Below are 22,334 nucleotides of genomic sequence, written 5' to 3' on the forward strand. Positions count from 1 at the left end.
GTCACGGGACGAGCCTATGCCGTCTGCGCCTGCCGGACGTGCGAACGGGCGTGCTCGACCGCCGCCGGCAGGTCGGCGAACAGGTGGCTCTCGTGCCGCAGCACGCGGTGCAGTCCCACGGCTTCCAGGAGCCTGCGGTGCTTCGGCTGGATGCCCTTGACCAGCACCATGACGCCACGCCGCTCGAGCTCCTGCACCAGGTCCGCGAGAGCGCGCGCCCCGGTCGCGTCGACGAGCTGCACGTGGGAGAGGCGCAGGATCACGACCTCGACGGGCTCGTGCAGGTCGTCGCGCCTGCTGTCGGGAACACCGCCGGACCCGGCGTCCGTCAGCGCGGTGACCTCGCCGAGGATCCGGTCGGACGCCCCGAAGAACATCGCGCCGTCCAGCCGGAACAGCGCGATCCGCTCGTCGCCCTCGTGCGCGACGCCGGGCAGCGGCTCACGGTGCACCGACGTCGCCCCTGCCACGGCCCGGAGCGCGAAGAACGCCGCGATGAGCAGACCGATCTGGACGGCGTCGATGAGGTCGAACGCCACGGTGATGACGGCGGTGACCACGAACGTGAGCGCGTCGGGCCGCGTGGAGGTGAGCACCGAGCGGATGGTCGAGGCGCCGATCATGCGGAACGACGTCACCATGAGCACGCCCGCCAGCGCGGCGAGGGGGATGCGCCCCACCGGCCCCGTAGCCAGGTAGATCACGGCGAGGATCACCAGCGCGTGCACGACGGCGGACAGGCGCGTGCGAGCTCCCGAGCGCACGTTCACCGCGGTGCGCGCGATGGCACCCGTCGCGGGGATGCCGCCGAACACGCCGCTCGCCAGCGACGCGAGCCCTTGCCCCACGAGCTCCCGGTCGGGGTGGTACGGCCCCGAGTCGGGCACCGGACCGTCGGCCGGGCCGCCGGCCCGCCCGCCCGCACGCCCGCCGGGACGGCCCGCGACCATGCCGGCCGCGACCCGCGCGGACAGCAGCGACTCGATGGCGGCCAGCGCCGCGATCGCGACGGCCGCGCCGACGAGGTCGCGAACGGCGTCCGGCGTCGCGTCGGGCAGGACGGGGAAGGCGAGCGAGCTGGGCAGCTCGCCGATGCGGGGCACCGGCGCGTCCAGCACCTCGGCGAGCACGGTCACCAGGGCGACGGCGACGAGCGACGCCGGAAGGGCGCTCGCCACGCGCGGCAGCACGAGCATCACCGCGGCGACGACGGCCACCACGGCCAGCGTCCAGACCCAGAGCGGCGTCCCGCTGCCGTGCACGACGCCGTCGACCACGCTCCCGTCGACGATCGCCCCCGACGGCCAGAGTGCAGCCCCGACCGACCGTACGGCCGTGACCAGGGTGTTGTGCCCCGTGTCTGCGGCGATGCCGAAAGCCGCGGGCACCTGCTGCAGAAAGATGATCGCCGCGATGCCGAGGGTGAAGCCCTCGACCACGGGCCAGGGGACGTAGGTGACCACACGGCCCAGCCGGAGGAGTCCGCAGACCAGCACGATGGCGCCGCCCAGCAGCGTCACGAGCGCCACCGAGCCCACACCGTGCTGCGCCACGATCGGTGCCAGCACCACCGCCATGGCGCCGGTCGGCCCGCTGACCTGCACGTGCGAGCCCCCGAACACCGCGGCGACGATGCCGGCGACCACCGCGGTCACGAGCCCCGCCGCCGGTCCGACACCGGAGCTGACCCCGAACGCCAGCGCGAGCGGCAGGGCCACGACGCCCACGGTGATGCCCGCCAGGAGGTCCGAGCGAAGGGTGCGGGGCCGGAGGTCGTAGTCGGCCCGGGACGGCACAAGATCTCGTATGTCGACGCGCTCACGGAAGGAAGCGATCATCCTGGCGCGCTTGGTCATAGGCCCGCCGAAGCGGTGCTCGACGGTGTCCCCCACAAGTGAAGGACCGTAGCAAGGTCATTCACCCTTCGCTCGGTGAAAGAGCAGATCAGGCACCGCGTACTACGCTGCGATGCGTGAGCAGCAGCGACGTCCCCGCACCCGACCCGTCCAGCAGCGCGACCCCCACCCTGGCGCAGGTCGTCCACGCCCTCGACGGCCTCTACCCGCCGTCGACCGCGGAGGGCTGGGACGCCGTCGGACTGGTGGCCGGCGACCCGGCCGCTCCGGTGCGCACGGTGCTGTTCGCGGTGGACCCCGTGACCGCCGTCGTCGATCAGGCCCTGGACTGGGGCGCCGACCTGCTGGTCACGCACCACCCGCTGTTCCTCCGCGGAGTCAGCTCCGTGGCCGCCACCACCTTCAAGGGCTCGGTCGTGCACCGGCTGCTGACCGGCGGGTGCGCCCTGCACGTCGCGCACACCAACGCCGACGCCGCCCCGCGCGGCGTGGCCGACGCCCTCGCCGACCTCGTCGGCATCACCGACCGGCGGCCCCTCGAGGTGAGCGCCGCCGGCGAGACGGACGGCCACGGCCAGGGCGCCGACTACGGCACCGACCGCGGCATCGGCCGCGTCGGGCGCCTCGCCGAACCCACCACGCTCGCCGACTTCGCCCGCCGCGTCGCCGCGGCACTGCCCGCGACCGCACAGGGCATCCGCTACTCCGGCGACCCCGACGCCACGGTGACCACCGCCGCCGTCCTCGGCGGCTCCGGCGACGGCTACTTCGACGCCGTCCGTGCGGCTGCCGCCGACGTCTACGTCACCTCCGACCTGCGCCACCACCCCGCCTCCGAGCTGCGCGAACGGGCCGAGTTCGAGGCCCGCGCCGCCGGTGGGCCCGGACGCTCGGGCACCCCGTTCCTCGTCGACACCGCCCACTACGCGAGCGAGTGGCCCTGGCTGCGCTACGCCGTCGAGGACCTCGCCGCGGCGCTCGCGGCCGACGGCCTGGCGGTGGAGGCCCGCGTCAGCGAGCTCGTGACCGACCCCTGGACGGGGCAGGTCCCGTCCCGCTGAGCACGCCCCGAGTGGGTCCCGGAGTGGATGCCGGAGCGGATGCCGGTGTGGATGCCGGTGTGGATTCCGTGCGGGCAGGCGCGAGGTAGCGTTGGACAGCCCCCAGAACCTGACCGAGAGGACGCCCCCGTGGCTACTGCACCACCCGAGGACCAGCGCAGGCTGCTGGACGTCCAGGCGCTCGACACGCGTGTCCAGCAGCTCGCCCACCAGCGCAAGAACCTTCCCGCGCTCACGAGGCTGACCGAGCTCGACGCCCGGATCGCTGACCTGCGTGCCTCGCTCGTCGAGTCGCGTACCCGGGTGGCCGACCTGAGGCGCGAGCTCACCAAGGCGGAGTCGGACGTCGAGCAGGTGCGGAACCGCGCCGATCGTGACCAGAAGCGGCTCGAGTCGGGTGGGGTCAGTGCCAAGGACGCCGTCGCGCTCACCGACGAGATCGGCTCCCTCGCCACCCGCCAGGCCGCGCTCGAGGAGATCGAGCTCGACGTCATGGAGCGGCTCGAGGCGCACGAGGACACGCTGACCAAGGTCGAGGCCGCCAACGACGAGCTCGCGGCCGAGAAGGCGAAGGTCGAGGCCGAGCGCGACGCCGGCTGGGCCGAGATCGACGCGCAGGTCCAGGAGATCGCGGGCGAGCGGGCCAAGGCCGTCGACGGGCTCGACACCGCCCTCGTCAAGCTCTACGAGAAGATCCGGGCGCAGCTCGGTGGCACCGGCGCGGCCGTGCTCAACGGAAACCGCTGCGAGGGCTGTCGGATGGACCTCCCGCCGGCCGACCTGGCGACGATCAGGAGTGCGGCGCCGGACGCGGTGGTGCGCTGCGAGGAGTGCGGCCGGATCCTCGTGCGGGTCGCCGGCGCGAAGACCGGCGCTGCCGCCGGATGAGCGAGGCGCCAGGGTTCGACACGCACCGGCGCCTGTCGGCCGTGACCACCCGGTCCGACGGCGCCCTCCCGCTCACCGTGGTGCTCGTCCGGCACGGGGCGACACCCCTGACGGAAGCAGGGGGCCACTCCGGTTCGGACGGCCCCGGTCCGTCGCTGACGGCGCGCGGTCGGCTGCAGGCGGCGCAGGCTGCCGATGCCGCGTTCCGCATCGGGCGCGCGGCCCGCACCGGAGCGGGTTCCACCGGCGGCATGCGCAGCGGCGGCCTCTGGCCCGACCTGCCCCGCCCGACGGTGCTCGTCGCGTCGCCGATGGTGCGCACCCAGGAGACGGCGGTCGCCGTCGGACGACGTCTCGGGCTGCACGTCGCGAACGAGCCTCGCTTCGCCGAGTGCCGGCTGGGCGAGTGGGACGGGCTCACCGCGGCGGAGATCGAGCAGGGCTGGCCCGGTGAGCTGGCCCAGTGGCACGCCACGGGAACCTTCGTGCCGCCGGGCGGCGAGTCGTACACGCAGCTCGGCGCCCGGGTCTGGGACGGCCTGACCGACCTGCTGGCCGGCGGCGTCGACCGCACGGTGGTGGCCGTGGGCCACGCGGTGCAGATCCGTACCGCCGTCGGGCAGGCGCTGGGGGCGCCCGCCTCGCACTGGGCGCGGCTGCGGGTACCGCCCGCGTCGCTGTCGGTGGTGCGTCTGTGGGAGGACGGCACGACCGAGGTGACGGCGGTCGGGGTCCCGACCGACGGCTGAGCCGCTCTACCGACGGCTGAGCGTCCCGCGGGCGAAGGCCGGCGCGAGCGGCACCAGCGCCAGCACGAGGACGGCGGGCAGGGCGAACCCGAGCCGCAGGTTGTCCGCCCCGACCAGCCCTGTGAGCACGGCGCCGAGCAGCGCGCCCACGTAGTTGAACTGGTTGAAGCGCGCGATCACGGCGTCGGTGCGGCCGCGGTCGGGCTCGACTCCGACCGCCTCCGCGCTGCCGACCAGCGGATCGCTCGAGGTCCCTGCCGTGCCCGCGGCGATGCGTCCCGCCGCCGAGAAGCTGAGCGGCGCCACCAGGGCGACCGCCGCGCCGAGGACCGTGAAGCCGGCCACCGCCACCTGCCAGGTCGGCGCGAGCGCGACCAGCGCCAGTGCCCCGCTGGCCAGGACGGCGCCGACCCGGAGCACCGCCGCCACGCCGAAGCGGGTCACGAGGTGGCCCCCCGCGAGGCGCACCACGATCGACGTGACGAGATAGGGGAACGTCGCGAGCGCCACCAGGTTGCTGGGAGCGTCGAACGACCGGGCCAGGTAGACGGGACCCCAGGTCGCAGCGGTGGTGTCGACCATGTAGAACACGACCAGCCCGGTGCCGACCAGCCAGATCGGCCGCCACGGGACCGGCGCCCCGGCCGGAGCGGCAGCGTCCGCGGGTGTCGCCGTCGGGCCCATCGCGATGCCGGCCGTGGGCACGCCGGGTGCGCGGACCGGCGTGGGCGCGGCGTGCGGCAGGAACGGCGCGAACGCGACCACGAGGGGAACCAGCACGACGAACGCGCCGACGGCGGGGGAGAGGTGGCCGGTCGCGAGCACGACGACGGCGGCGCTGATGCCACCGGTGGTCCAGTAGCCGTGCGACGACGGCAGGATGGGCCGGCCGTACCGGTGCTCCAGGTCGACGGCCTGCATGTTGGTGGTGGCGTCGACCAGGCCGAGCGCCACGCCGTAGACCGCCACGCCGCCCACGAAGAAGCCGATGGCGGGGGCCAGCGTCAGGGCCGGGACGGCCGCGACCATGAGCGCGAGTCCGAGGCGGAGCGTGGCGGCGCTGCCGAAGCGCCGGGCGGCACGCTCGGCGACCAGCGACCCGACGCCGGCGAGCAGCACCATCATGAGCAGCAGCAGGGACAGGGTCACCTCGTCGAGACCCCAGCGCTCCAGGAACCGGGGCAACCGGGTGGTGAGGCTGATGAAGACGAAGCCTTGCGCGAAGAACGCCGCGGCCACTGCGATGCGGGCGCCCGTCAGGCTGCTTGTCCTCATGACCGGCCATCCAACCGGTCGGTGGGCGCGGGCGCCAGGGTTTGGGGCCGGCTCCCTCCTTCGAGGGGGCGTGTCAGGCGAGGACGAGCTCCAGCGTCCGCGGACCGCGCGGCTTCCCGTCCAGCAGGTTCGCCTCGATGAGGGTCTGGTCCTTGCCCGAGCCGATCTCGGTGAGGACCACCGAACCCACCAGCTCCTGAGCGGCCTTGAGCACGTCCTCGCTGGTCCGGGCCTCGGGCTCGCGGCGCAGGAGGTGCCCGGTCAGCACACCGCGCGTGTGCTTCGCGTTGTGCGAGACCACCGTTCGCCTGCCGTCGGTCTCGCGGAGCACGCGCACCTCCACCCACTCGGCGGCCCCGGCGCCCGTCGTCCGCGGCTTCCAGGCGGCGACGTAGGTCGCGGACCGGCAGTCCACGACGACGTCGCCCGCGGCCCGTGCGTCGAGCACCTCCGCGAGTGCGGGCTTCCAGAACGCGGCGAGGCGTCCGACGTCGGGCAGGGTCACGCCCATGCTGAGGCGGTAGGCGGGGATGCGGTCACCGGGTGCGACGACGCCCCACAGTCCCGAGAAGGTGAGGACGCTCGCCTGGGCGCGCCGCGCGGCGGCGTCGGGCAGCGTGGCCAGGCCGGCCGCCGCGTACAGGACTCCCGTGTAGACCTGGGCCGCACGGCCCGACGGCGCCTCGCGGAGCGCTGTGTTGCGCGCCACCTCGTCGGCGAGCCCGTCGCTGACGCCGAGGACAGCGGTCGCGTCCGGCCGCGCACTGACCCGCGCGAGGTGCGCGAGGACCTGCTCGCGCCGCGCCGTGAGCTCCGGGTGCACCAGGGCGTTCAGGTCGAGAGGGGCCGCGCCCTCGGGCGCGGGGGTCTTGCCCTCGGAGGGCGGGAGGAGCAACATCACCCGCTCAGCCTAAGGTGGCGGCCCGGCGGTGCTGACTAGGGTGGCCGTCCATGGTCCAGGTCAAGGTGTACGGAAACCGGTCGGTATGGGGCGAACGGCGTGCGGAGATCTCCGACGCGCTGCACGAGGCGCTCGTGCGCACCTGGCAGCTCCCGGCGGACAAGCGCTTCCACCGCTTCCTTCTCCTGGACGACGGCGACCTGGTCGCCCCGCGCTCGGACGCCTACCTCGTCGTGGAGATCGTCTGCTTCACCGGCCGCAGCCGGGAGGCCAAGCGCGCGCTGATCGCGGCGCTGTACGACGACGTCGCACCGCGCCTCGGCCTGCCCGTGGACGACCTGGAGATCGTGATCCTGGAGAGCCCGAGGGAGAACTGGGGGATCCGGGGGATGTCCGGGGACGAGCTGACGCTGAGCTATCGCGTCGAGGTCTGACACGTCGAGGTCTGACAAGCGGTCCGAATACTTGGCGGTACGCTTCTACCTGCGGACGAGTCGGTCGGACGGTCGCGTCGGGCACCTTCGGGCGCCCGCCGAGGAACGTCCGGGCTCCACAGGGCAAGGTGGTGGTTAACAGCCACCCGGGGTGACCCGCGGGACAGTGCCACAGAAAACAGACCGCCCTCGGTCTCACGGTCGGGGGTAAGGGTGAAACGGTGGTGTAAGAGACCACCAGCGCTGCCGGTGACGGTAGCGGCTAGGTAAACCCCACCTGGAGCAAGGTCAGACAGACTGTGTTTGAGGGCTGCCCGCCCGATTCTCTTCACGAGAAGCACAGTCGGGTAGACCGCTCGAGCCCTGCGGCAACGCAGGGCCTAGATGGATGGCCGTCGCCCGCGCGGGGGTAACCCGGCGTGGGAACAGAACCCGGCGTACAGACCGGCTCGTCCGCTTTTAACGCTCTGACCTGCTCGGCGTGTCAGTAGGTGCTGGCAAGATGCCGGTCATGCCGGTTCCCGACCTGATCCCCATCGCCCACGAGCCCGACTACCGGACTGCCACGATCGGCCGGTACGACGGCGGGCAGTTCTTCGCGTCCCTCACCTACGCATTCCGCGACGGGTACAACGCTACGTGGGGCGACTGGCAGGATCACAAGCTTGCCTTCGCCGTGCTGCACCGGTTCGACCACGACGGGCACTATGTCGAGTCCGAAATTCTCACCGGCCGCACCGTCCGCGAGGAGCAGGACGGTGTCACCCCCGCAGCAGGGCTGGAGGAATGGCTTGCGGGTCGGCTCGACGCGCTTCCAGGGCGCCAGTTCGGCAGCATCGCGATCCGTCCCTTTCAGACCACGCACGACGGGGTCTTGCTCGGTCTGGTCCTCGAGCGTCACGGCGAGGGCGCGGGCGCTGACGACTGGGCCGAGCTCTATCCGGATCAGCTGGGCTTCCATGAGCCCTGGGACGGCCTCTACGACACCTGAGCCTGCCGGGCAGGGACGGGCGGGTACCAGTCAGATTCGGTGTAGTCCGGGTTTGTGTTGGCGATTGAGACTGGCGGTCGAAAACTTGGCGACAAGGGACTCTGCGCAGACGAGCGTGATCAGGTGTTGATGACGCCGTCGAGGGCGTCGGTGTATTCCACCGGCTTTCCGGTCTGGTGTGCGTAGCGGATCTCGCGCCGTGTGGACTCCCCGATGTACCCGCCTGGGTTGACCACCAGGACGCGGTCGGCAAGGTCGATCTTCGCGAGGTGCAGCGTGCCGAGTGCAGCCTTCTGCTCGTCGGTGATCTGGTCGGTGGCGCGCTCGAACTCAGCGGGTGCGATGACGATCGCCCCAGCGAGAGTCAAGTCACGATTCACTGTGCGGAACTCCTCAGTGAACCGAGTCGAGCCGCACAGGCACACGATCTCCGGGCGGGCTCCCATCACGGCCGCAGGAGTGACCCGTCGTCGCTGACCGTGGCGACAGCCACTCCGTGCTTGGCAGCCAGCGCTGTGAAGGTGGCTCGCGCCGTCCGTGCTTGGCTCCAGGAGAACGCCCCGTAGACCAGCGAGGTGCCGATGCTGTAGTCCGACATCTGGCTTACGAGCTCGATGTCGTTGTGCCAGGTCTCGTACGCCGGCGCGCCCGGACCGTTCATCGGCGGGTAGGTCTGGATCAGCTCGTTGTAGAAGGACCGCAGATTCGCCGTCGTCACTTCTGGGTCGTCGTACGAGTGGTCCTCGGACCACTGCGACTGCTCCTCCCACCACGCAGGGAAGTCGGCATCGGTGACCGCTGCTGGATCGAACGCGAGGATGTCGTAACTCATGGGCGCACCGTAGCCGCCTCATTGGTGCGTTGATCGTCACCCGTCGTTGACGGGCTATTGCCGGGCCTACCCAAGGCTTGGGGCGCCTCGTGCGCTGACGAGGCGCCCCCAGACTCGGCCGGCTCGAACGGGCTGCCACCCTCTCCGATCGGACGCGGTCATCCGGGAGCCAGCGCGCCTTGGGCGAGGATCAGGACGAGCCTACTGGTGAGGTTGTGCCCAACTAGTTCGTCGGACACCGCGAGACATACCTGCACACACCTCGGGAGAACCCGGCGTACAGACCGACTCGTCCGCCTTTAACGCTCTGACCTGCTACGACGCATCTCGAGCGGCTGGCGATCGTAGCCATCGCGCTCTGACGCTGCGATACACCGGACACGGCCTAGTGGCTGTCGGCCCGAAGTTGCGGCGTCAGTCCGGGCCGTCGGGATGCGCCAGGTCGTAGGCCCGGGAGACCTTCTGGGGAACGACCATGCGCCATGCGTCCACGACCAGCTCGCGAGCCTCGGCCCGGTCGAGTGCCGCAAGGTCGGCATGGATCCAGTTGAAGCGCATGTCCGACGCCGACGGCAGCTGAAACTTCTGCGTCTCGCTCGCCACCAGCGCCGCCCGCTCCTCCTTCGGGAACGCGAAGCCCATCACGCGCCCGTCGAACGAGAACGCCACGTATACGATCTGCTTGACGCGAAACTTCAACCTGTCGCGTACGTACACCGTGTACGAGCGTTCCAGCTCCGAGCCCAGGGGCCGAACGTCGTCGATCACTGCCATGGTCCGCTCCTCGCGCCGCACATCCACAAGGTCGACGACGACCACGGCCCTGAGTCATCGGTACACGCCGCGCCGCGCATGCCCGATGAGTTCTGCCACGTCCTGCGGTCTCCTAGGCATGGAGACCCTACTTCCGGTCGGCGACGTCGAGCTGTGCGTCGACACGGCCGGCTTGCCGACTGACATCCCCCTTCTGCTGATCGGCACCACCATCGCCACCTGGGACGACGAGTTCGTGGAGCAGCTCACCGGCCGGTTCGTCATCCGCTACGACCTGCGGGACGCCGGTCGATCGACCACCGTCGATCCCGACTCCCCCGGATATGCTCTGCGCGACCTCGTCGCCGACGCCGTCGGCGTGCTCGACGGCCTCGGCATCTCTCGTGCGCACATCGTAGGAATGGCGACCGGAGGCTTCATCGCGCAACTCTTGGCCCTGGACCATCCGTCACGGGTCGCTTCGCTCGTACTGGTGGGCACACGTCCGGTCGCACCGGGGCCGGTCGACGACGACCTGCCTGAGCACTCCCCGGCGATCTTCGCCCACTTCGGCAGCGCCCAACCGGTTGACTGGACCGACCGCTCGTCGATCCTGGACGGTGCGGTGACCGCGGCTCGCGTGTTCTCCGGCTCGCCGCACTTCGACGCGGCCGAGGCCCGTGCCCACGCGGCACATGTTCTCGATCGCTCCGGTCCGCACCCGGCGTCGGCGCGCAACAGCCTGCTGAGCACGGTGTTCTCGAAACTGGACTGCTCACCACGCTGGCGCGAGCGGCTCCGGGAGATCACCGCACCCACGCTGGTCGTGCACGGCGCGGCCGACCCGTTCTTCCCGGTGGGCAATGCGAAAGCGCTGGCCGAAGAGATCCCCGGCGCAACCCTGTTGGTCGTCGACGGGGTCGGCGCGGAGCTCCCTAGCCGGGCACACGCAGAGGTGGCCACAGCCGTGCTAGCGCACACAGCGCCGTAGGCCGGTGGGCTCTCAGGAGGACAGGGCGCGCCTGTACCCATGGGGTAACCATGAGCGCTGTCTCGCGTCGTCGGGCACCATCCGGACCAACGACCCGTGTGCACACCCTGAGCAATGTGAAATGTCAACGGAGCAGTTCTACGGCCGGCTTCGTTGTGGTCGGCGCGAGCTGGAGCGTTGCCCGGGGGACATCTGTGCTGGCCCGGACATCACCACCGGTGCGCACGTGCTCGATGACGTACTGGTTGTCGGGCGTGTGTGACCGCCCGTAGGAGTACCACTCCCAGCGGATGCGGCTGGCCTGCCGGATCCGGAACTGCCGATCCGATATGGCCACGCCCTCCGGATCCCACACCAACAGCCGCTCACCTTCGGCGAAGTCGAACGTCAGGCATCCGGCGTCGTCGCCGTACGCGGCGACGAGAATGTGAATGTTGTCGACCCGTCCGCCGAAGACGTCGCCATAGACCGCAAGTGATCCTGACCAGACATCGGGAACCTGTCGTTGAATCTCCGACGCGATCTCAGCAACCGTGGCCATGTCGCGAGCATAGGGGGGTCCCAGCAGCGCTTCGCTCAAGCCGAGAACCCCTCCTCGGTGGATTCTTGCGGATCGAACTGATGCATGCGTCACGTCGAGAGTCGTGCTCAGCGCCTCACCTCGTACCTGTTCAGGACCACCCCGCCGGGAAACGTCCGCGTCTCCACCAGGTTCAGGTTCACCCAGCTGTCCAGCGCGGTGAAGAACGGCGTGCCGCCACCCACCAGGACCGGGTGGGTGACGACCTCGTACTCGTCGATCAACCCGGCCCGCATGGCCGCCCCGGCGAGCGTCGCGCCACCGACCCTCATCGGCCCGCCGTCCTCGGCCTTGAGCCGCGTGATCTCCGAGATCGCGTCGCCGTCGACCAGGCGGGTGTTCCAGTCGACCGTGTCGATCGTCGACGAGAACACCACCTTCGGCGTGTCCCGCCAGTTCCGCGCGAACTCGATCTGCGCCGGGGTGGCGCCCGGCTGTTGATCGCCGGTCGGCCAGTGGGACCTCATGTTCTTCCACAGCTTGCGCCCGTACAGGAGCAGCCCGATCGCCCGCTCCTGGTCGAGCCACCACTGGAACAGCTCGTCGCTCGGCACGCCCCAGCCGATGTCGTCGCCGGGAGCGGCGATGTAGCCGTCCAGGGACAGGTTCATGCCGTAGACCAGTTTCCGCATGGCTCCATGCCTTCCGTCAGTCGGTCTCCAGCGGTGAGACCGGGATGGCGCGGGAAAGTCATCGGTGCGCTGCTTCCGTCGATTCCCGGGTAGTTCGCGCGGCGAAGATTCTGATCGACGGGCAACGGAGTTGACCAGACCTACACACTGCACGCGACACGCCGACGGTGGCGTGCAGTGTGTTGGGGTCACTTCGGCAGCTACCGCGGTGGGGCGGGCGCTTCCGTCATCGAGCATGGTCGGCTGCCGTCGCAGCGGCACGTCCAGGTGCTGGGCGAGCCACGGCCGTCGACGACGTTCTGGCAGCATGCGAGCATGAAAATCCACGAGCGGATCGACGGCCGGCTGCGCCAGTTCGTCGAGCGGCAACCTGTCTTCTTCGTGGCCACGGCGCCGCTCGCCGCCGACGGGCGCGTCAACGTCTCGCCGCGCGGCATTCCCGGTACCTTCTCCGTGCTCGACGACCACACGTTCGCGTGGCTCGACGGCACCGGGAGCGGGAGCGAGACGGTGGCGCACCTCCGCGAGAACGGTCGGATCACCGTGATGTTCTGCGCGTTCGACGGTGCGCCGAACATCGTCCGGTTCCACGGCACCGGACGCGTCGTCACCCGGTACGACGACGAGTATCCGGCTCTCGCCAGCCAGTTCACCGACATTCCCGGTGCACGCGCCGTCATCGTGGTCGACGTCGAACGCGTCTCCGACAGCTGCGGCTGGAGCGTTCCTCTGATGTCGTACGAGGGTGAGCGGGACCTGATCGGACCGTACTTCGAGCGCAAGGGGGAGGCGGGGCAGCAGGAGTACCGGCGTCGCAAGAACCTGACGAGCATCGACGGCCTGCCTGCCTACGACGTCGACCCGATCGCCGACCCCGAGCCCGCGGTGTAGAGCGGACCGTCCCGGAGAACCATGAGCACCGAAGACGCGGGCACGCCCGAAGACGCGGGCACGCCCGCGGCCGCGACGCCACCGGCATCGCAGCAGGACCTGATCCCGTTCCGCACGGCCGTACGTGCCTGGTTCGCGATCTCCTGGCAGACATTCGGCGGCCCTGCCGGGCAGATCGCCGTCATGCAACGCACCCTCGTCGACGAGAAGCGCTGGATCGGGCAGGGCCGGTTCCTGCACGCCCTGAACTACTGCATGCTCCTCCCCGGCCCCGAGGCGCAGCAGCTCGCCGTCTACACGGGCTGGCTGCTCAACGGGCTCCGCGGAGGTCTGGCCGCCGGGGCACTCTTCGTCCTGCCCGGGATGCTCACGCTCCTCGTGCTGTCGGCGGTGTATGTCGCGTTCGGCGACACCACCGTCGTCTCCGCGGTGTTCGCCGGCCTCGCGCCGGCGGTGCTGGCCATCGTGGTCCAGGCGGTGCTCCGCGTCGGCCGCCGCGCCCTGAACAGCCCGGCGCTCGTGGCTCTCGCGATCGCGGCGTTCCTGGCGCTCGCCCTCTTCGCGGTCCCGTTCCCGCTGGTCGTCGCCGGTGCCGGCGGGATCGGCTGGCTCGTGCACCGGTACGTGCCGCGCTGGATCGTCGCCTCGAGCGGCCCCGAGCCGGACGACGGCCCGCCCCCGCTCATCCCGGACGACGCCCTGCACGCCGAGCGACCGTCGGGCCGCAGAGCGCTGCGTGTGCTCGTCCTGGGCATCCTGGTGTGGACGCTCCCGGTCGTGGTGGTCGCGCTGCTGACCGGCGTCGGGAGCGTGTTCACCCAGCAGGGGCTCTTCTTCTCGGGCAGCGCCCTCGTGACGTTCGGCGGTGCCTACGCGGTCCTCGCCTACGTCGCGCAACGTGCGGTGGAGACCTACGCCTGGGTCACACCCGGCGAGATGACCAGGGGCCTCGCTCTGGCCGAGACCACGCCCGGGCCGTTGATCATGGTCGTCCAGTTCGTCGCGTTCCTCGGCGCCTACCGCAACCCGGGTGAGCTCGACCCCTGGGTCGCCGCGCTGCTCGGCGCGCTGCTGACCACCTGGGTCACCTTCGTGCCGTCGTTCCTGTTCATCTTTCTCGGCGCCCCCTACGTCGAGCGGCTCCGTGGCAACCGGACCCTGAGCGCCGCCCTCACCGCCATCACCGCGGCAGTCGTGGGCGTCATCGCCAACCTCGCGCTCTACTTCACCACCCACACGCTCTTCGCCACCACGAGCACGTGGACCGCCGGCCCGCTGCACGTCGGCGTCCCCGAGCTCACGACCCTCCAACCGGCCGCGCTCGGGATCGCCGTCGTCGCGGCCCTCCTGCTGTTCCTCCTGCGCTGGTCGGTCCTGCGGACCCTTGGCGTGTGCGCGGCGCTGGGCCTCGCCCTCGGGCTCGCCGGGTGGCTCTGACGGCAAGCAGGAGGCGCCGCGCCCACGGACATCGGGCGCGGCGCCTGGCCAGAGAGCCGTTCAGATCAGAGGGACACCGCGCCCCGGGGCTGGCGGTCGGTCGGGAGGCTGCCGCGCATCTCCGAGATCAGCTGCGGGGTGAGCGTGGCCTCGGTGCGGGAGACCAGGAGGGCCATCTCGTAGCCGACGAGGCCGATGTCGCAGGTGGCCTCGGCGACGACGCCGAGCACCGATCCGTTCGAGACGCTCATCAGGAACAGGAATCCCTTGTCCATCTCGATGATGGTCTGGCGGACGTTGCCACCGTTGAGCTGGCGGGAGGCGCCGCGGGTGAGGCTGGACATGCCCGAGACGATCGCGGCGAGCTGGTCGCCGCTGGTGCGGTCGAGCTGGTCGGACATGGCCATGAGCAGGCCGTCCGCCGACACCACGAGCGTGTGCCGGCTGCCCGGGACGGTGCGCACGAAGTTGTCGAGCAGCCATCCGAAATTGGTTGCTTCGGTACTGAGGGTCACTCTTTGCTCCTCTGCTGACGGCTTGCCTGCGGTCGGGCTTGGCCGGCCAGCCGGTTGTACTTGCGGATCTGGGTGTAGAACGTCTGTGCGGGAGCGATATGGCGCTGCGTACTGATACGTCCGGCCAACAGCCGGTATCGCAGCTTCGGCCTGGGATCCGTCGCAGCGCAACGATAGCCTCCGCGAGAGTGTCCGGAGTGTCACCGTCTTGTACCGATGCGGCACGGATGCCGCATCGCCCCCTCGGTTGAGTCTCGCCCCTATGACAGTACGCCCGGTCCGGCTGGACGACGGAACCCGGTGACGGACCTGGGAAGCGTCGCCGGCGCGCGGCGTCAGCCCGGTCAACGACGCGATGACTGCCCAGCTCGACGGCGACAAGAGGGCGGGGCAGCCGGAGGCGGCGAGCTCGAGCCGCAGACGTCGAGCCGCAAGAAATAACCACGTCGAAGAAATGACCATGTAGCGGGTGCCAGCCAAAGCCCGTGCTGGCACCAGCTACATGGTCAGTCGGCGGCAGGCGGCGCTCCGGCGGAGTCTCGGCCCGATCCTGGATCGCGGGTGAGGGGCGCGGCGCTGCGCCCCTCACCCGCGATGGCTCAGCCGACGCGGATGAACGTCGGCCCGGACTGCCAGATGCTCGTGTACCGGACGCTCTTGCCGGGGACCGGGGCCTCGATCTGCATGCCGCCGCCGGCGTAGATCGCGATGTGCCCGGGAGTCCAGATCAGGTCACCGGGCTGCGCCTCGGCCCAGGAGACGGCGGTCCCGGCGTAGCGCTGCGCGGAGGACGTGCGGGGCAGGTCGATCCCGACCTGGGCGAAGACGTAGGAGGTGAACCCGGAGCAGTCGAACCCTGCCGGGGTCGTCCCGCCCCATACATACGGGACACCGATGTAGCGCATCGCGACGGAGACCACCGACGCCCGGCGCTGCGCGGCCTCCTCGGCCGCGATCTCGGCGGCACGCGCCTCCTGGTACTCCGCGTTCTCGGCGGCCGAGACGACGGAGACCGCCGACTTCTCGACGTTCAGCTCAGCGGTCGGCGTGACCGTGACGACGTTCGCCGCGGCGACCGTCTGGCGGGCCTGGCTGGCCAGTGCGTTGAGATCGGTCGAGTTGAGCTTGCCCTTGACGGCCGTGCCGGCCAGCGTGGTGCTGACCTCGGAGGCCGGCGCTGCGTGCGCGGACGGAGCGATCAGGGACAGCAGGACGCCGGAACCTGCCGCGGCGATCACGGCACCGCGACCGGTGATCACGCCGGCCTGGCTGGTGGCCGCCTGGGCGACGCTGGTCAGCAGGGGGCGGTGGGCGGCGCGGTGACGGCCACGGCGAGGCTGGGACGTGACCGTGCTGGACTGGGGATCCATGGAGGCGGGGGCCTTTCAGAGGGAAGGAGACCCGTGCGCGGCCCGCGTGGAACCGCGCCGAGGATCGGCGAGCAGGGGACGAAGGCGACATGTCAGGCTCATAGCGAACCCAAGAGTAACGGAACGGATACAGCGGGTAACACCCCTGAGCCGGTACTGGTCCAAGGCAATTGCGGCAGGCAGGGCTTGCCGGTCGGGGAGAATGCACCCATGCGACTTCTGCTGCTGCGCCACGGACAGACGCCCTCGAACGTGAGAGGGCTCCTCGACACGGCGGGCCCGGGCCCGGGGCTGACCGCGCTCGGCGAGCGTCAGGCCGCTGCCGTGCCGCACGCGCTGCGCGACCGGCAGGTCGACGCGATCGCCGTCTCACCACTCGTCCGGACGTCGTTCACCGCCGCGCCCCTCGCTCGCGCCCGGGGGATCGAACCGCTCGTCGTGGACGGCCTGGAGGAGATCGAGGCGGGCGAGCTCGAGATGGCCGGAGCGCACGAGGCGCACCAGCGCTACCTCGGCACCGCGTTCGCCTGGGCGCGTGGCGACGTCGGCCGGGTCATGCCCGGCGGCCTCGACGGCCGCGCTTTCCTCGGACGCTACGACGCGGCGGTCGCAAGGATCGCCGCGCGCGGCGACGACAGCGTGGTCCTGGTCTCCCACGGCGCGGCGATCCGGGTGTGGGTGTCGGCGCGCGTGGCGGGCGTGGACGTCGACCACGCCGAGCGGACGGCACTGGCCAACACCGGTCTGGTGGAGATCGACGGCGACCCCGAGACCGGCTGGCGGCTCGTCACCTGGAGCGCGGAGCCGGTCGGCGGGCGGGAGCTGGACGCACCCGCCATGGACGACCCGACCGGGGAACCCGTCGAGGACTGAGCTCGGGGACAGGCTCGGAAACCACCGGAAGCAGGGCCCGGAAAACAACTGTGCCGGTCACGGTGACGCTGACAGGGTGGCGGGATGGACGTCACAGGGGACGAGACACGGGCCGCTTGGGCCGTCGCTTCGCGCAAGTACGAGGACGAGTACGCCGAGCATCTCGAGCTGGCCCGGACCGTCGTGCTCCTGCCGGCCGAGGTCGAGGCGCTGAGCGAGATCGTCGCCGGTGCCGACGTCGTGCACCCGATGAGCGGGCACGGCCTCGACGACATCGCGCTCACGCGCCTCGGCGCACGGTCGGTGCTGGGGCTCGACTACAGCGAGGCGGCGGTCTCGAGCGCGCAGCGCCGGGCCGACGAGCTGGGCATGCCCTGCCGCTACACGCGGGCGGCCATGCCCGCGAGCGGGCTCGACGCCGCGTGCGCCGACCTGGTCTACACGGGGAAGGGCGCGCTGATCTGGCTCGCCGACCTGCCGGCGTTCTTCGCGGAGGTGCACCGGCTGCTTCGCGCGGGCGGCTGGTTCTACGTGTACGAGGCGCACCCCCTCGTGCCGCTGTGGGACTGGCACCCCGACGAGATCCGGGTCCGCCCCGACCGCGGCTACTTCGCGCCCTCGCACGTCAACGACTCGTTCCCCGCCAACGGTGCGGTCGAACGTCAGCACACGCTCGCGGAGATCGTCATGGCCTGTCGGCGAGCGGGCTTCGAGATCGAGCACCTGGAGGAGCACCCCGAGCCGTTCTGGCGCCCGGACGGTTTCGCGGCCGCGGTCTGGGACGGGCGGCTGCCCAACGCGTTCAGCATGCTCGCACGCCGCGCCTGACGCGTCCGGCCACGGTCCGCGGTTCGCCGGGTGCTCCCTGCCACGCTCGATCCGTCCTCTTGGTCGGCCTGCCGTCGGACTCCTCGTCGGTGGGCGGTCCCGCGGCCGGCTCAGGCGCTGGGGACCAGGCCCCTGCCCGCCTCGATGTCGAGTCCCAGCTCCGGCGGCAGGTCGCCGTCGTGCCGGACGGCCAGGGACGTGACCGCCCGGGTGAGGCAGACGTAGAGCCTGCGCAGGCCGGTGGCATGGTTCGGCTCGGCCGCCACGATCGCGACGGGGTCGTGCAGCACCACGTGGTCGAACTCGAGACCCTTCGCCAGCGACGCGGGCACCAGGTCCAGGTGCGCGTCGAACTCGGAGGCGTCGTCCGCCGCCGAGCCCTCGTCGCCCCCGTCCGTGCCGTCGACCCCGTCAGCGGCTGGGTGCTCGTCGTCCTGCTCGCCGACGACGGCGAAGGTGAGCCCGGCCGCGGTGAGCGCCGCCCGGATGCCCGCCAGGGCGCCGTCGGGCACGATCAGGCCGACCGAACCCTCGAGGCCTGTGACGCCGGCCAGGACGTCGTCGAGCGGTGCGGAGGTGATCGTGAGGCGCCCGCGGGCGCGGCGGACCGCCGTCGGCGGCTCCAGGCCCGGCGCGATGCTGGGCAGGAGCCGCGCGGCGAGCTCGATGACGTCCGCGGGCACGCGGAACCCGGCGGTGAGCTGCTCCACGTGTCCGTCGGGCTTGGCGAGGTGGCCCAGCACGTCCGCCCAGTCGCGTGCCGCCCAGGGCGTGGTGGCCTGGGCGAGGTCGCCGAGCACGGTGAGGGAGCCGGTCGCGGCGCGGCGCCCGAGGGCACGCAGCATCATCGCGGACAGGTCCTGCGCCTCGTCGACGACGATGTGCGCGACCGACTCCGTCCGGTCGAGCAGGTCGACGATCTCGTCGAGCAGCACGAGGTCCGCCGTCGTCCAGCGTGCCGAGCCCGGCGTGCGGGGCGGACGCGCCCACGTCAGCAGGTGCTGCTCGCTCTCGGACAGGATCCCCTCGGCGCACGCGGCGAGGAGCTCCGGGTCGGAGAGCAGGCGGAAGAGCAGCCTGCGCGGCTCGACCGCCGGCCAGACCGCCGCCGCGTAGTCCCGGACGGGCTTGGTCCGGGCCAGGACGTCCCAGGCCCGGTCGTCGAGAGCGTCCCCGCTCTCCTCGATCTGGACGAGGACCCGGTGGGCGAGGGCGTGCCGCAGCTGGGCGGCGCCCAGCGCGTACCGCACGTCCCGTGCCCTGATCTGCTCGATCGCCTCATGGGCCTCGTGCGCCGGGACCCGCCAGCGGAACGACCCGCGCGGCAGGACCAGCGTGTCCTGCGGGGTCCCGATGTGTGACCAGACGGCGCGCCGCAGCACCTCGGCCATCCGGGCGTCGCCCTTGAGCGTGGCGACGTCGGCAGGCTCGGTGGCGCGGACGGGGGCGTGCTCGCCCACGATCTCCTCGATGGTCGCCTGGGTGGCGTGGATCTCGCCGAGCGCGGGCAGCACGTCGCGGATGTACCGCAGGAAGCTTTTGTTCGGCCCGACGACGAGCACGCCCCGGCGCGTGAGCTGGTCGCGGTGCGCGTACAGGAGGTAGGCCGCGCGGTGCAGGCCGACCGCCGTCTTGCCCGTACCGGGCGCGCCCTGGACGACGAGCGTGCGTTCGAGCGGCATGCGCACGATGACGTCCTGCTCCGGCTGGATGGTCGCGACGATGTCGCGCATCGGCCCGGTGCGCGGGCGCTCGATCTCTGCCTCGAGGATGTCCGAGTGGCCGGCGGCCTCGACGGCGCCCTCGTCGCCCGGCTCCGGGCGGGTCAGCGACTCGTCCTCGAAGGCGGTCAGGTGGCCGCGCGCGAACCCGTACCGGCGTCGGGCGGTGATGCCCAAGGGCTCCTTCGGCGTGGCCCGGTAGAACGGTGTGCTCACCGGAGCGCGCCAGTCCACCACCATCGGCTCGCCGTCGGGGTCCGAGACGTGCCGCCGGCCGATGTGGAAGGTCTCCGCGTCACCGCCGAGCGTGATGCGGCCGAAGAAGAGCGGGATCTCGGGGTCGTCGGTGAGCTGTTCCATCCGGCGCGCCAGCGCTGCCTCCAGGGCATCGGCGCTGACCCGGTCGCCGGCGTAGCGTCCGTCGAGCGCGGCCACCCGGTCCCGCATCCGGGCGAGCTGGGTCCGGGCCTCGGCGAGGAACTCCCGCTCCTGGGTGAGCTCGGGCGCGTCGGCAGGCATGGGTGACCCTCCAGGAGTCCGCTGGGATGTGCGTGGGAGCGAACGGGAGAGTCTAGTGCTGGGACGCCGATGTGGCGGCATCTTTTCGGTGGTGAGGGAGTCCTGCGCGACAGGAGGACCGCACCCGACACATATGTCCTCGGAGTCCGTTTCCACTGTCGCACCCAGAGGGCCCACGGTACGGTCGGGGAACCGCCCGGCCAATCGAGGAGCCTCAGTGTCGTCCGACGAGCTGCCCCAGGAGTTCCAGATCGACGTGCCTGACGAGATGGAGACTGGCGTACCGGCCGACTTCGCCTCCGTGTGGCACACGCCGACGTCGTTCATCCTGGACTTCATCGCCGTGAAGCAGCCGCCGAGCCCGGTCTCCGACCCCGAGTCGGGAGAAGTCACCTCGATAACGGTTCCGGGCCGGGTGGTGTCGCGTGTGCGCATTCCTCCGCAGCAGGTGTTCGAGCTCGCCAAGGCGCTCACTATGCAGCTCGACGCATGGGAGAAGGAAAGCGCACCGACTGTTCGCAATCCGGGGGCCCAGGAAGGTCCGGATGGCCCGAACCGATCGTCAGAGAATTGAATCTTGTGAATCTTTTTCTTGGACGATTGTCCAACTCGGCGCCCATATGTCCGGTCTGCCCGGGAGGATTGTTCCAGTTTGGATGGAGAAAAGGTGGGTTATACCAGTCCTGAGGGGGAAATGTAAGCCTCGGAGACTGTTCCACTTGCGATCTTCACGGATGTAGGCTTCCCGTGATCGCGACGAAGGCGTTGCAATCTCCCAGAGTTGCCCGGGGGGTCGGGCGACCCGTTCCGGCGGCCGTGTCGGGGAGCAATGAACAGGGGCGATGCAAGTGAGCAACACGGAATTCGATAACAGGGGGCGCACGGGCGGGATCATGTTCGAAGAACAGTCCCGCACGAGTGTCGTGAGTATGTGGGGAGAGATCGATGTCTCCCTACGAGGCGAGTCGAGTGCTGCGATAGCCAATGCCCTCGAGAGGGCCAAGTCGGTCGTGATCGACACCTCCAGGGTGACGTTCATGGACTCGACCGGCGTCGCGTTCCTCATGCAGATGTACACCTACGGAACGCAGGACGGGCTGACCGTCACGCTTCCGGAGCCGCCTCCGGTGGTGCGGAGCGTCATCGAGATGCTCGGGGTCGATGTGCTCTTCGCGCAGCCTGCTCAGCCCGCCGCGGCGCGGGAGGCCTGACCCGGTTCCGGCGACGACCACGCCCGGCCCGGAGGCCGGGCGCAGAAGTCGGCTCAGCGCCCCGCGGCCAGTGCTGCGGCGCCCACGATCCCTGCCGCGTTCCGCAGCTGCGCGGGAATGATCGGCGCGCGCAGGTGCAGGTGGGGCAGGTACTTCTCGTGGTGCTTGCTCACTCCGCCACCCACGACGATGAGGTCGGGCGACAGCAGGTCCTCCACCACGCCGAAGTAGCGCTGCAGGCGCTCGGCCCATTCCTCCCAGGACAGGTCCTCGCGCTCACGCGCGGAGTCGGCGGCGCGGGTCTCGGCGTCGTGCCCGTCGATCTCGAGGTGCCCCAGCTCGGTGTTCGGTACCAGGACGCCGTCGACCACCAGTGCCGAGCCGATCCCCGTGCCCAGGGTCGCCACCAGCACCACGCCGTCGGTGTCGCGGGCTGCTCCGTAGCGCACCTCGCCCACGCCCGCGGCGTCGGCGTCGTTCACCGCGACGGCGTGGCGGCCGGTCGCCCGGCGGACGAGCGCCGGCAGGTCCACCCCGGTCCAGGACTGGTCGAGGTTCGCCATGGAGCGCACCACGCCGTGCTGCATCGGGGCGGGGAAGGCGACGCCGATCGGTACGTCGTCGGCCAGATGGTAGCTGTCGACGAGCTGGGCGAGCACGTCCGCCACCGCCTGCGGGGTGGACGGTCGAGGGGTCGGGATGCGGGTCCGCTTGTCCGCGTACTCGCCGGCCACGAGGTCGACGGGCGCACCCTTGATCCCCGAACCTCCGATGTCTATGCCGAACGCCAGGTCACTCATGTCAGGATCGTCTCATGACCACTGAGGAGCAGTACTGGTACAACACCGAGACGGGCGAGGTCGAGGAGGGGCGCCGTTCGTCCTGGACCCATCTGATGGGCCCGTACGGCACGCGCGCCGAGGCGCAGCAAGCCCTGGAGAGTGCGAAGGCGCGCAACGAGTCCTGGGAGGAGGACGACGAGGACTGGCGCAAGAAGTAGCCCGTTCCCGTGGAGGAGCCAGACGT

General features: G+C 71.0%; 24 protein-coding genes, 1 other RNA gene and 1 pseudogene. 14 read left to right on the forward strand and 12 right to left on the reverse strand.

Annotation, left to right across the window (positions count from 1 at the left end; translation table 11 throughout):
• Positions 1 to 14: 14 nt before the first annotated feature.
• Positions 15 to 1,838: a SulP family inorganic anion transporter gene (locus tag LUM46_RS09735; RefSeq protein WP_274993638.1), complete on the reverse strand. Its 1,824-nt coding sequence runs from the start codon at positions 1,836 to 1,838 to the stop codon at positions 15 to 17.
• Positions 1,839 to 1,972: 134 nt separating this feature from the next.
• Here LUM46_RS09735 and LUM46_RS09740 point away from each other — a divergent pair, with 134 nt between their 5' ends.
• The 3 genes from LUM46_RS09740 (at position 1,973) to LUM46_RS09750 (ending at position 4,554) form a co-directional block, all read left to right on the forward strand.
• A complete protein-coding gene (locus LUM46_RS09740) occupies positions 1,973 to 2,917 on the forward strand; it encodes a Nif3-like dinuclear metal center hexameric protein (RefSeq protein WP_274993639.1) in 945 nt (314 codons plus the stop codon).
• A gap of 129 nt (positions 2,918 to 3,046) precedes the next feature.
• Entirely contained in the window at positions 3,047 to 3,805 is a 759-nt protein-coding gene (locus LUM46_RS09745) for a zinc ribbon domain-containing protein (RefSeq protein WP_274993640.1), read from the forward strand.
• Entirely contained in the window at positions 3,802 to 4,554 is a 753-nt protein-coding gene (locus tag LUM46_RS09750) for a histidine phosphatase family protein (RefSeq protein WP_274993641.1), read from the forward strand. Before LUM46_RS09745 ends, LUM46_RS09750 begins: the two co-directional genes overlap by 4 nt.
• Positions 4,555 to 4,560: 6 nt before the next feature.
• On the opposite strand, the pseudogene LUM46_RS09755 reads toward LUM46_RS09750, so the two are convergent.
• Together LUM46_RS09755 and LUM46_RS09760 are read right to left on the reverse strand one after the other, a co-directional pair.
• Positions 4,561 to 5,847 (reverse strand): annotated as a pseudogene (locus LUM46_RS09755) (MFS transporter); the annotation flags it as partial.
• A gap of 55 nt (positions 5,848 to 5,902) precedes the next feature.
• Positions 5,903 to 6,730, reverse strand: coding sequence for a YaaA family protein (locus LUM46_RS09760; RefSeq protein ID WP_274993642.1), 828 nt, complete (start codon positions 6,728 to 6,730; stop codon positions 5,903 to 5,905).
• Between the two features lie 50 nt (positions 6,731 to 6,780).
• Between LUM46_RS09760 and LUM46_RS09765 the strand changes: the two genes are divergently transcribed.
• From LUM46_RS09765 to LUM46_RS09775, 3 genes are all read left to right on the forward strand, one after another.
• Entirely contained in the window at positions 6,781 to 7,164 is a 384-nt protein-coding gene (locus LUM46_RS09765; protein ID WP_274993643.1) for a tautomerase family protein, read from the forward strand.
• A 56-nt stretch (positions 7,165 to 7,220) separates the two neighbouring features.
• An RNA gene (gene rnpB, locus LUM46_RS09770) (RNase P RNA component class A) lies at positions 7,221 to 7,620 on the forward strand.
• Positions 7,621 to 7,675: 55 nt separating this feature from the next.
• Positions 7,676 to 8,155 carry a hypothetical protein gene (locus tag LUM46_RS09775; RefSeq protein WP_274993644.1) on the forward strand — a complete coding sequence of 160 codons (480 nt, stop codon included), beginning with the start codon at positions 7,676 to 7,678 and terminating at the stop codon, positions 8,153 to 8,155.
• A 119-nt stretch (positions 8,156 to 8,274) separates the two neighbouring features.
• Here the strand turns inward: LUM46_RS09775 and LUM46_RS09780 are convergent, their stop codons facing one another.
• The 3 genes from LUM46_RS09780 to LUM46_RS09790 form a co-directional block, all read right to left on the reverse strand.
• A complete protein-coding gene (locus tag LUM46_RS09780; RefSeq protein ID WP_374726975.1) occupies positions 8,275 to 8,523 on the reverse strand; it encodes a hypothetical protein in 249 nt (82 codons plus the stop codon).
• A 77-nt stretch (positions 8,524 to 8,600) separates the two neighbouring features.
• Positions 8,601 to 8,987, reverse strand: a complete 387-nt coding sequence (locus tag LUM46_RS09785) for a hypothetical protein (RefSeq protein ID WP_274993645.1) — start codon at positions 8,985 to 8,987, stop codon at positions 8,601 to 8,603.
• A 414-nt stretch (positions 8,988 to 9,401) separates the two neighbouring features.
• Positions 9,402 to 9,806, reverse strand: a complete 405-nt coding sequence (locus tag LUM46_RS09790; RefSeq protein WP_274993647.1) for a hypothetical protein — start codon at positions 9,804 to 9,806, stop codon at positions 9,402 to 9,404.
• A 190-nt stretch (positions 9,807 to 9,996) separates the two neighbouring features.
• Here LUM46_RS09790 and LUM46_RS09795 point away from each other — a divergent pair, with 190 nt between their 5' ends.
• Complete coding sequence (locus tag LUM46_RS09795; protein WP_274993648.1) at positions 9,997 to 10,731, forward strand: alpha/beta fold hydrolase; 735 nt, start codon at positions 9,997 to 9,999, stop codon at positions 10,729 to 10,731.
• A 124-nt stretch (positions 10,732 to 10,855) separates the two neighbouring features.
• Here LUM46_RS09795 and LUM46_RS09800 read toward each other — a convergent pair whose 3' ends face one another.
• The gene (locus LUM46_RS09800) at positions 10,856 to 11,311 is read right to left on the reverse strand and encodes a hypothetical protein (RefSeq protein WP_274993649.1); all 456 of its coding nucleotides are present in this window, start codon (positions 11,309 to 11,311) and stop codon (positions 10,856 to 10,858) included.
• 68 nt (positions 11,312 to 11,379) lie between these two features.
• Positions 11,380 to 11,943, reverse strand: coding sequence for a dihydrofolate reductase family protein (locus LUM46_RS09805; RefSeq protein ID WP_274993650.1), 564 nt, complete (start codon positions 11,941 to 11,943; stop codon positions 11,380 to 11,382).
• A 315-nt stretch (positions 11,944 to 12,258) separates the two neighbouring features.
• Between LUM46_RS09805 and LUM46_RS09810 the strand changes: the two genes are divergently transcribed.
• Positions 12,259 to 12,834, forward strand: coding sequence for a pyridoxamine 5'-phosphate oxidase family protein (locus LUM46_RS09810; RefSeq protein ID WP_274993651.1), 576 nt, complete (start codon positions 12,259 to 12,261; stop codon positions 12,832 to 12,834).
• Positions 12,835 to 12,855: 21 nt separating this feature from the next.
• On the forward strand, positions 12,856 to 14,271 hold the full coding sequence (gene chrA / locus LUM46_RS09815) for a chromate efflux transporter (RefSeq protein WP_274993652.1): 1,416 nt from the start codon (positions 12,856 to 12,858) through the stop codon (positions 14,269 to 14,271).
• A gap of 65 nt (positions 14,272 to 14,336) precedes the next feature.
• Here chrA and LUM46_RS09820 read toward each other — a convergent pair whose 3' ends face one another.
• Both LUM46_RS09820 and LUM46_RS09825 read right to left on the reverse strand, forming a co-directional pair.
• Positions 14,337 to 14,786 (reverse strand): roadblock/LC7 domain-containing protein, encoded by a 450-nt coding sequence (locus tag LUM46_RS09820; RefSeq protein ID WP_274993653.1) that lies wholly within the window; start codon positions 14,784 to 14,786, stop codon positions 14,337 to 14,339.
• A gap of 599 nt (positions 14,787 to 15,385) precedes the next feature.
• On the reverse strand, positions 15,386 to 16,156 hold the full coding sequence (locus tag LUM46_RS09825) for a C40 family peptidase (protein WP_274993654.1): 771 nt from the start codon (positions 16,154 to 16,156) through the stop codon (positions 15,386 to 15,388).
• Between the two features lie 210 nt (positions 16,157 to 16,366).
• Between LUM46_RS09825 and LUM46_RS09830 the strand changes: the two genes are divergently transcribed.
• Both LUM46_RS09830 and LUM46_RS09835 read left to right on the forward strand, forming a co-directional pair.
• On the forward strand, positions 16,367 to 17,029 hold the full coding sequence (locus LUM46_RS09830; protein WP_274993655.1) for a histidine phosphatase family protein: 663 nt from the start codon (positions 16,367 to 16,369) through the stop codon (positions 17,027 to 17,029).
• 84 nt (positions 17,030 to 17,113) lie between these two features.
• On the forward strand, positions 17,114 to 17,857 hold the full coding sequence (locus LUM46_RS09835) for a class I SAM-dependent methyltransferase (protein WP_274993656.1): 744 nt from the start codon (positions 17,114 to 17,116) through the stop codon (positions 17,855 to 17,857).
• A gap of 110 nt (positions 17,858 to 17,967) precedes the next feature.
• Here LUM46_RS09835 and LUM46_RS09840 read toward each other — a convergent pair whose 3' ends face one another.
• On the reverse strand, positions 17,968 to 20,097 hold the full coding sequence (locus LUM46_RS09840; protein WP_274993657.1) for a HelD family protein: 2,130 nt from the start codon (positions 20,095 to 20,097) through the stop codon (positions 17,968 to 17,970).
• A 217-nt stretch (positions 20,098 to 20,314) separates the two neighbouring features.
• Between LUM46_RS09840 and LUM46_RS09845 the strand changes: the two genes are divergently transcribed.
• Both LUM46_RS09845 and LUM46_RS09850 read left to right on the forward strand, forming a co-directional pair.
• Complete coding sequence (locus LUM46_RS09845; RefSeq protein WP_274993658.1) at positions 20,315 to 20,671, forward strand: DUF3467 domain-containing protein; 357 nt, start codon at positions 20,315 to 20,317, stop codon at positions 20,669 to 20,671.
• Positions 20,672 to 20,990: 319 nt separating this feature from the next.
• Positions 20,991 to 21,308 (forward strand): STAS domain-containing protein, encoded by a 318-nt coding sequence (locus tag LUM46_RS09850; RefSeq protein WP_274993940.1) that lies wholly within the window; start codon positions 20,991 to 20,993, stop codon positions 21,306 to 21,308.
• Between the two features lie 53 nt (positions 21,309 to 21,361).
• On the opposite strand, the gene ppgK is transcribed toward LUM46_RS09850, so the two are convergent.
• Positions 21,362 to 22,108: a polyphosphate--glucose phosphotransferase gene (ppgK, locus tag LUM46_RS09855; RefSeq protein ID WP_274993660.1), complete on the reverse strand. Its 747-nt coding sequence runs from the start codon at positions 22,106 to 22,108 to the stop codon at positions 21,362 to 21,364.
• A 14-nt stretch (positions 22,109 to 22,122) separates the two neighbouring features.
• Here ppgK and LUM46_RS09860 point away from each other — a divergent pair, with 14 nt between their 5' ends.
• Complete coding sequence (locus tag LUM46_RS09860; RefSeq protein ID WP_274993661.1) at positions 22,123 to 22,308, forward strand: SPOR domain-containing protein; 186 nt, start codon at positions 22,123 to 22,125, stop codon at positions 22,306 to 22,308.
• Positions 22,309 to 22,334: the final 26 nt, after the last annotated feature.

It is taken from the genome of Promicromonospora iranensis (assembly GCF_028994805.1).
GTDB lineage: Bacteria > Actinomycetota > Actinomycetes > Actinomycetales > Cellulomonadaceae > Promicromonospora > Promicromonospora iranensis.

What these genes read in the sequence shown, in the direction of transcription:
- LUM46_RS09735 (WP_274993638.1), bottom strand. Translation starts at nt 1,838, where the DNA reads ATGATCGCTTCCTTCCGTGAGCGCGTCGACATACGAGATCTTGTGCCG.
- LUM46_RS09750 (WP_274993641.1), top strand. Translation starts at nt 3,802, where the DNA reads ATGAGCGAGGCGCCAGGGTTCGACACGCACCGGCGCCTGTCGGCCGTG.
- LUM46_RS09765 (WP_274993643.1), top strand. Translation starts at nt 6,781, where the DNA reads ATGGTCCAGGTCAAGGTGTACGGAAACCGGTCGGTATGGGGCGAACGG.
- LUM46_RS09775 (WP_274993644.1), top strand. Translation starts at nt 7,676, where the DNA reads ATGCCGGTTCCCGACCTGATCCCCATCGCCCACGAGCCCGACTACCGG.
- LUM46_RS09785 (WP_274993645.1), bottom strand. Translation starts at nt 8,987, where the DNA reads ATGAGTTACGACATCCTCGCGTTCGATCCAGCAGCGGTCACCGATGCC.
- LUM46_RS09805 (WP_274993650.1), bottom strand. Translation starts at nt 11,943, where the DNA reads ATGCGGAAACTGGTCTACGGCATGAACCTGTCCCTGGACGGCTACATC.
- LUM46_RS09810 (WP_274993651.1), top strand. Translation starts at nt 12,259, where the DNA reads ATGAAAATCCACGAGCGGATCGACGGCCGGCTGCGCCAGTTCGTCGAG.
- chrA (WP_274993652.1), top strand. Translation starts at nt 12,856, where the DNA reads ATGAGCACCGAAGACGCGGGCACGCCCGAAGACGCGGGCACGCCCGCG.
- LUM46_RS09825 (WP_274993654.1), bottom strand. Translation starts at nt 16,156, where the DNA reads ATGGATCCCCAGTCCAGCACGGTCACGTCCCAGCCTCGCCGTGGCCGT.
- LUM46_RS09830 (WP_274993655.1), top strand. Translation starts at nt 16,367, where the DNA reads ATGCGACTTCTGCTGCTGCGCCACGGACAGACGCCCTCGAACGTGAGA.
- LUM46_RS09835 (WP_274993656.1), top strand. Translation starts at nt 17,114, where the DNA reads ATGGACGTCACAGGGGACGAGACACGGGCCGCTTGGGCCGTCGCTTCG.
- LUM46_RS09840 (WP_274993657.1), bottom strand. Translation starts at nt 20,097, where the DNA reads ATGCCTGCCGACGCGCCCGAGCTCACCCAGGAGCGGGAGTTCCTCGCC.
- LUM46_RS09850 (WP_274993940.1), top strand. Translation starts at nt 20,991, where the DNA reads ATGTTCGAAGAACAGTCCCGCACGAGTGTCGTGAGTATGTGGGGAGAG.
- ppgK (WP_274993660.1), bottom strand. Translation starts at nt 22,108, where the DNA reads ATGAGTGACCTGGCGTTCGGCATAGACATCGGAGGTTCGGGGATCAAG.
- LUM46_RS09860 (WP_274993661.1), top strand. Translation starts at nt 22,123, where the DNA reads ATGACCACTGAGGAGCAGTACTGGTACAACACCGAGACGGGCGAGGTC.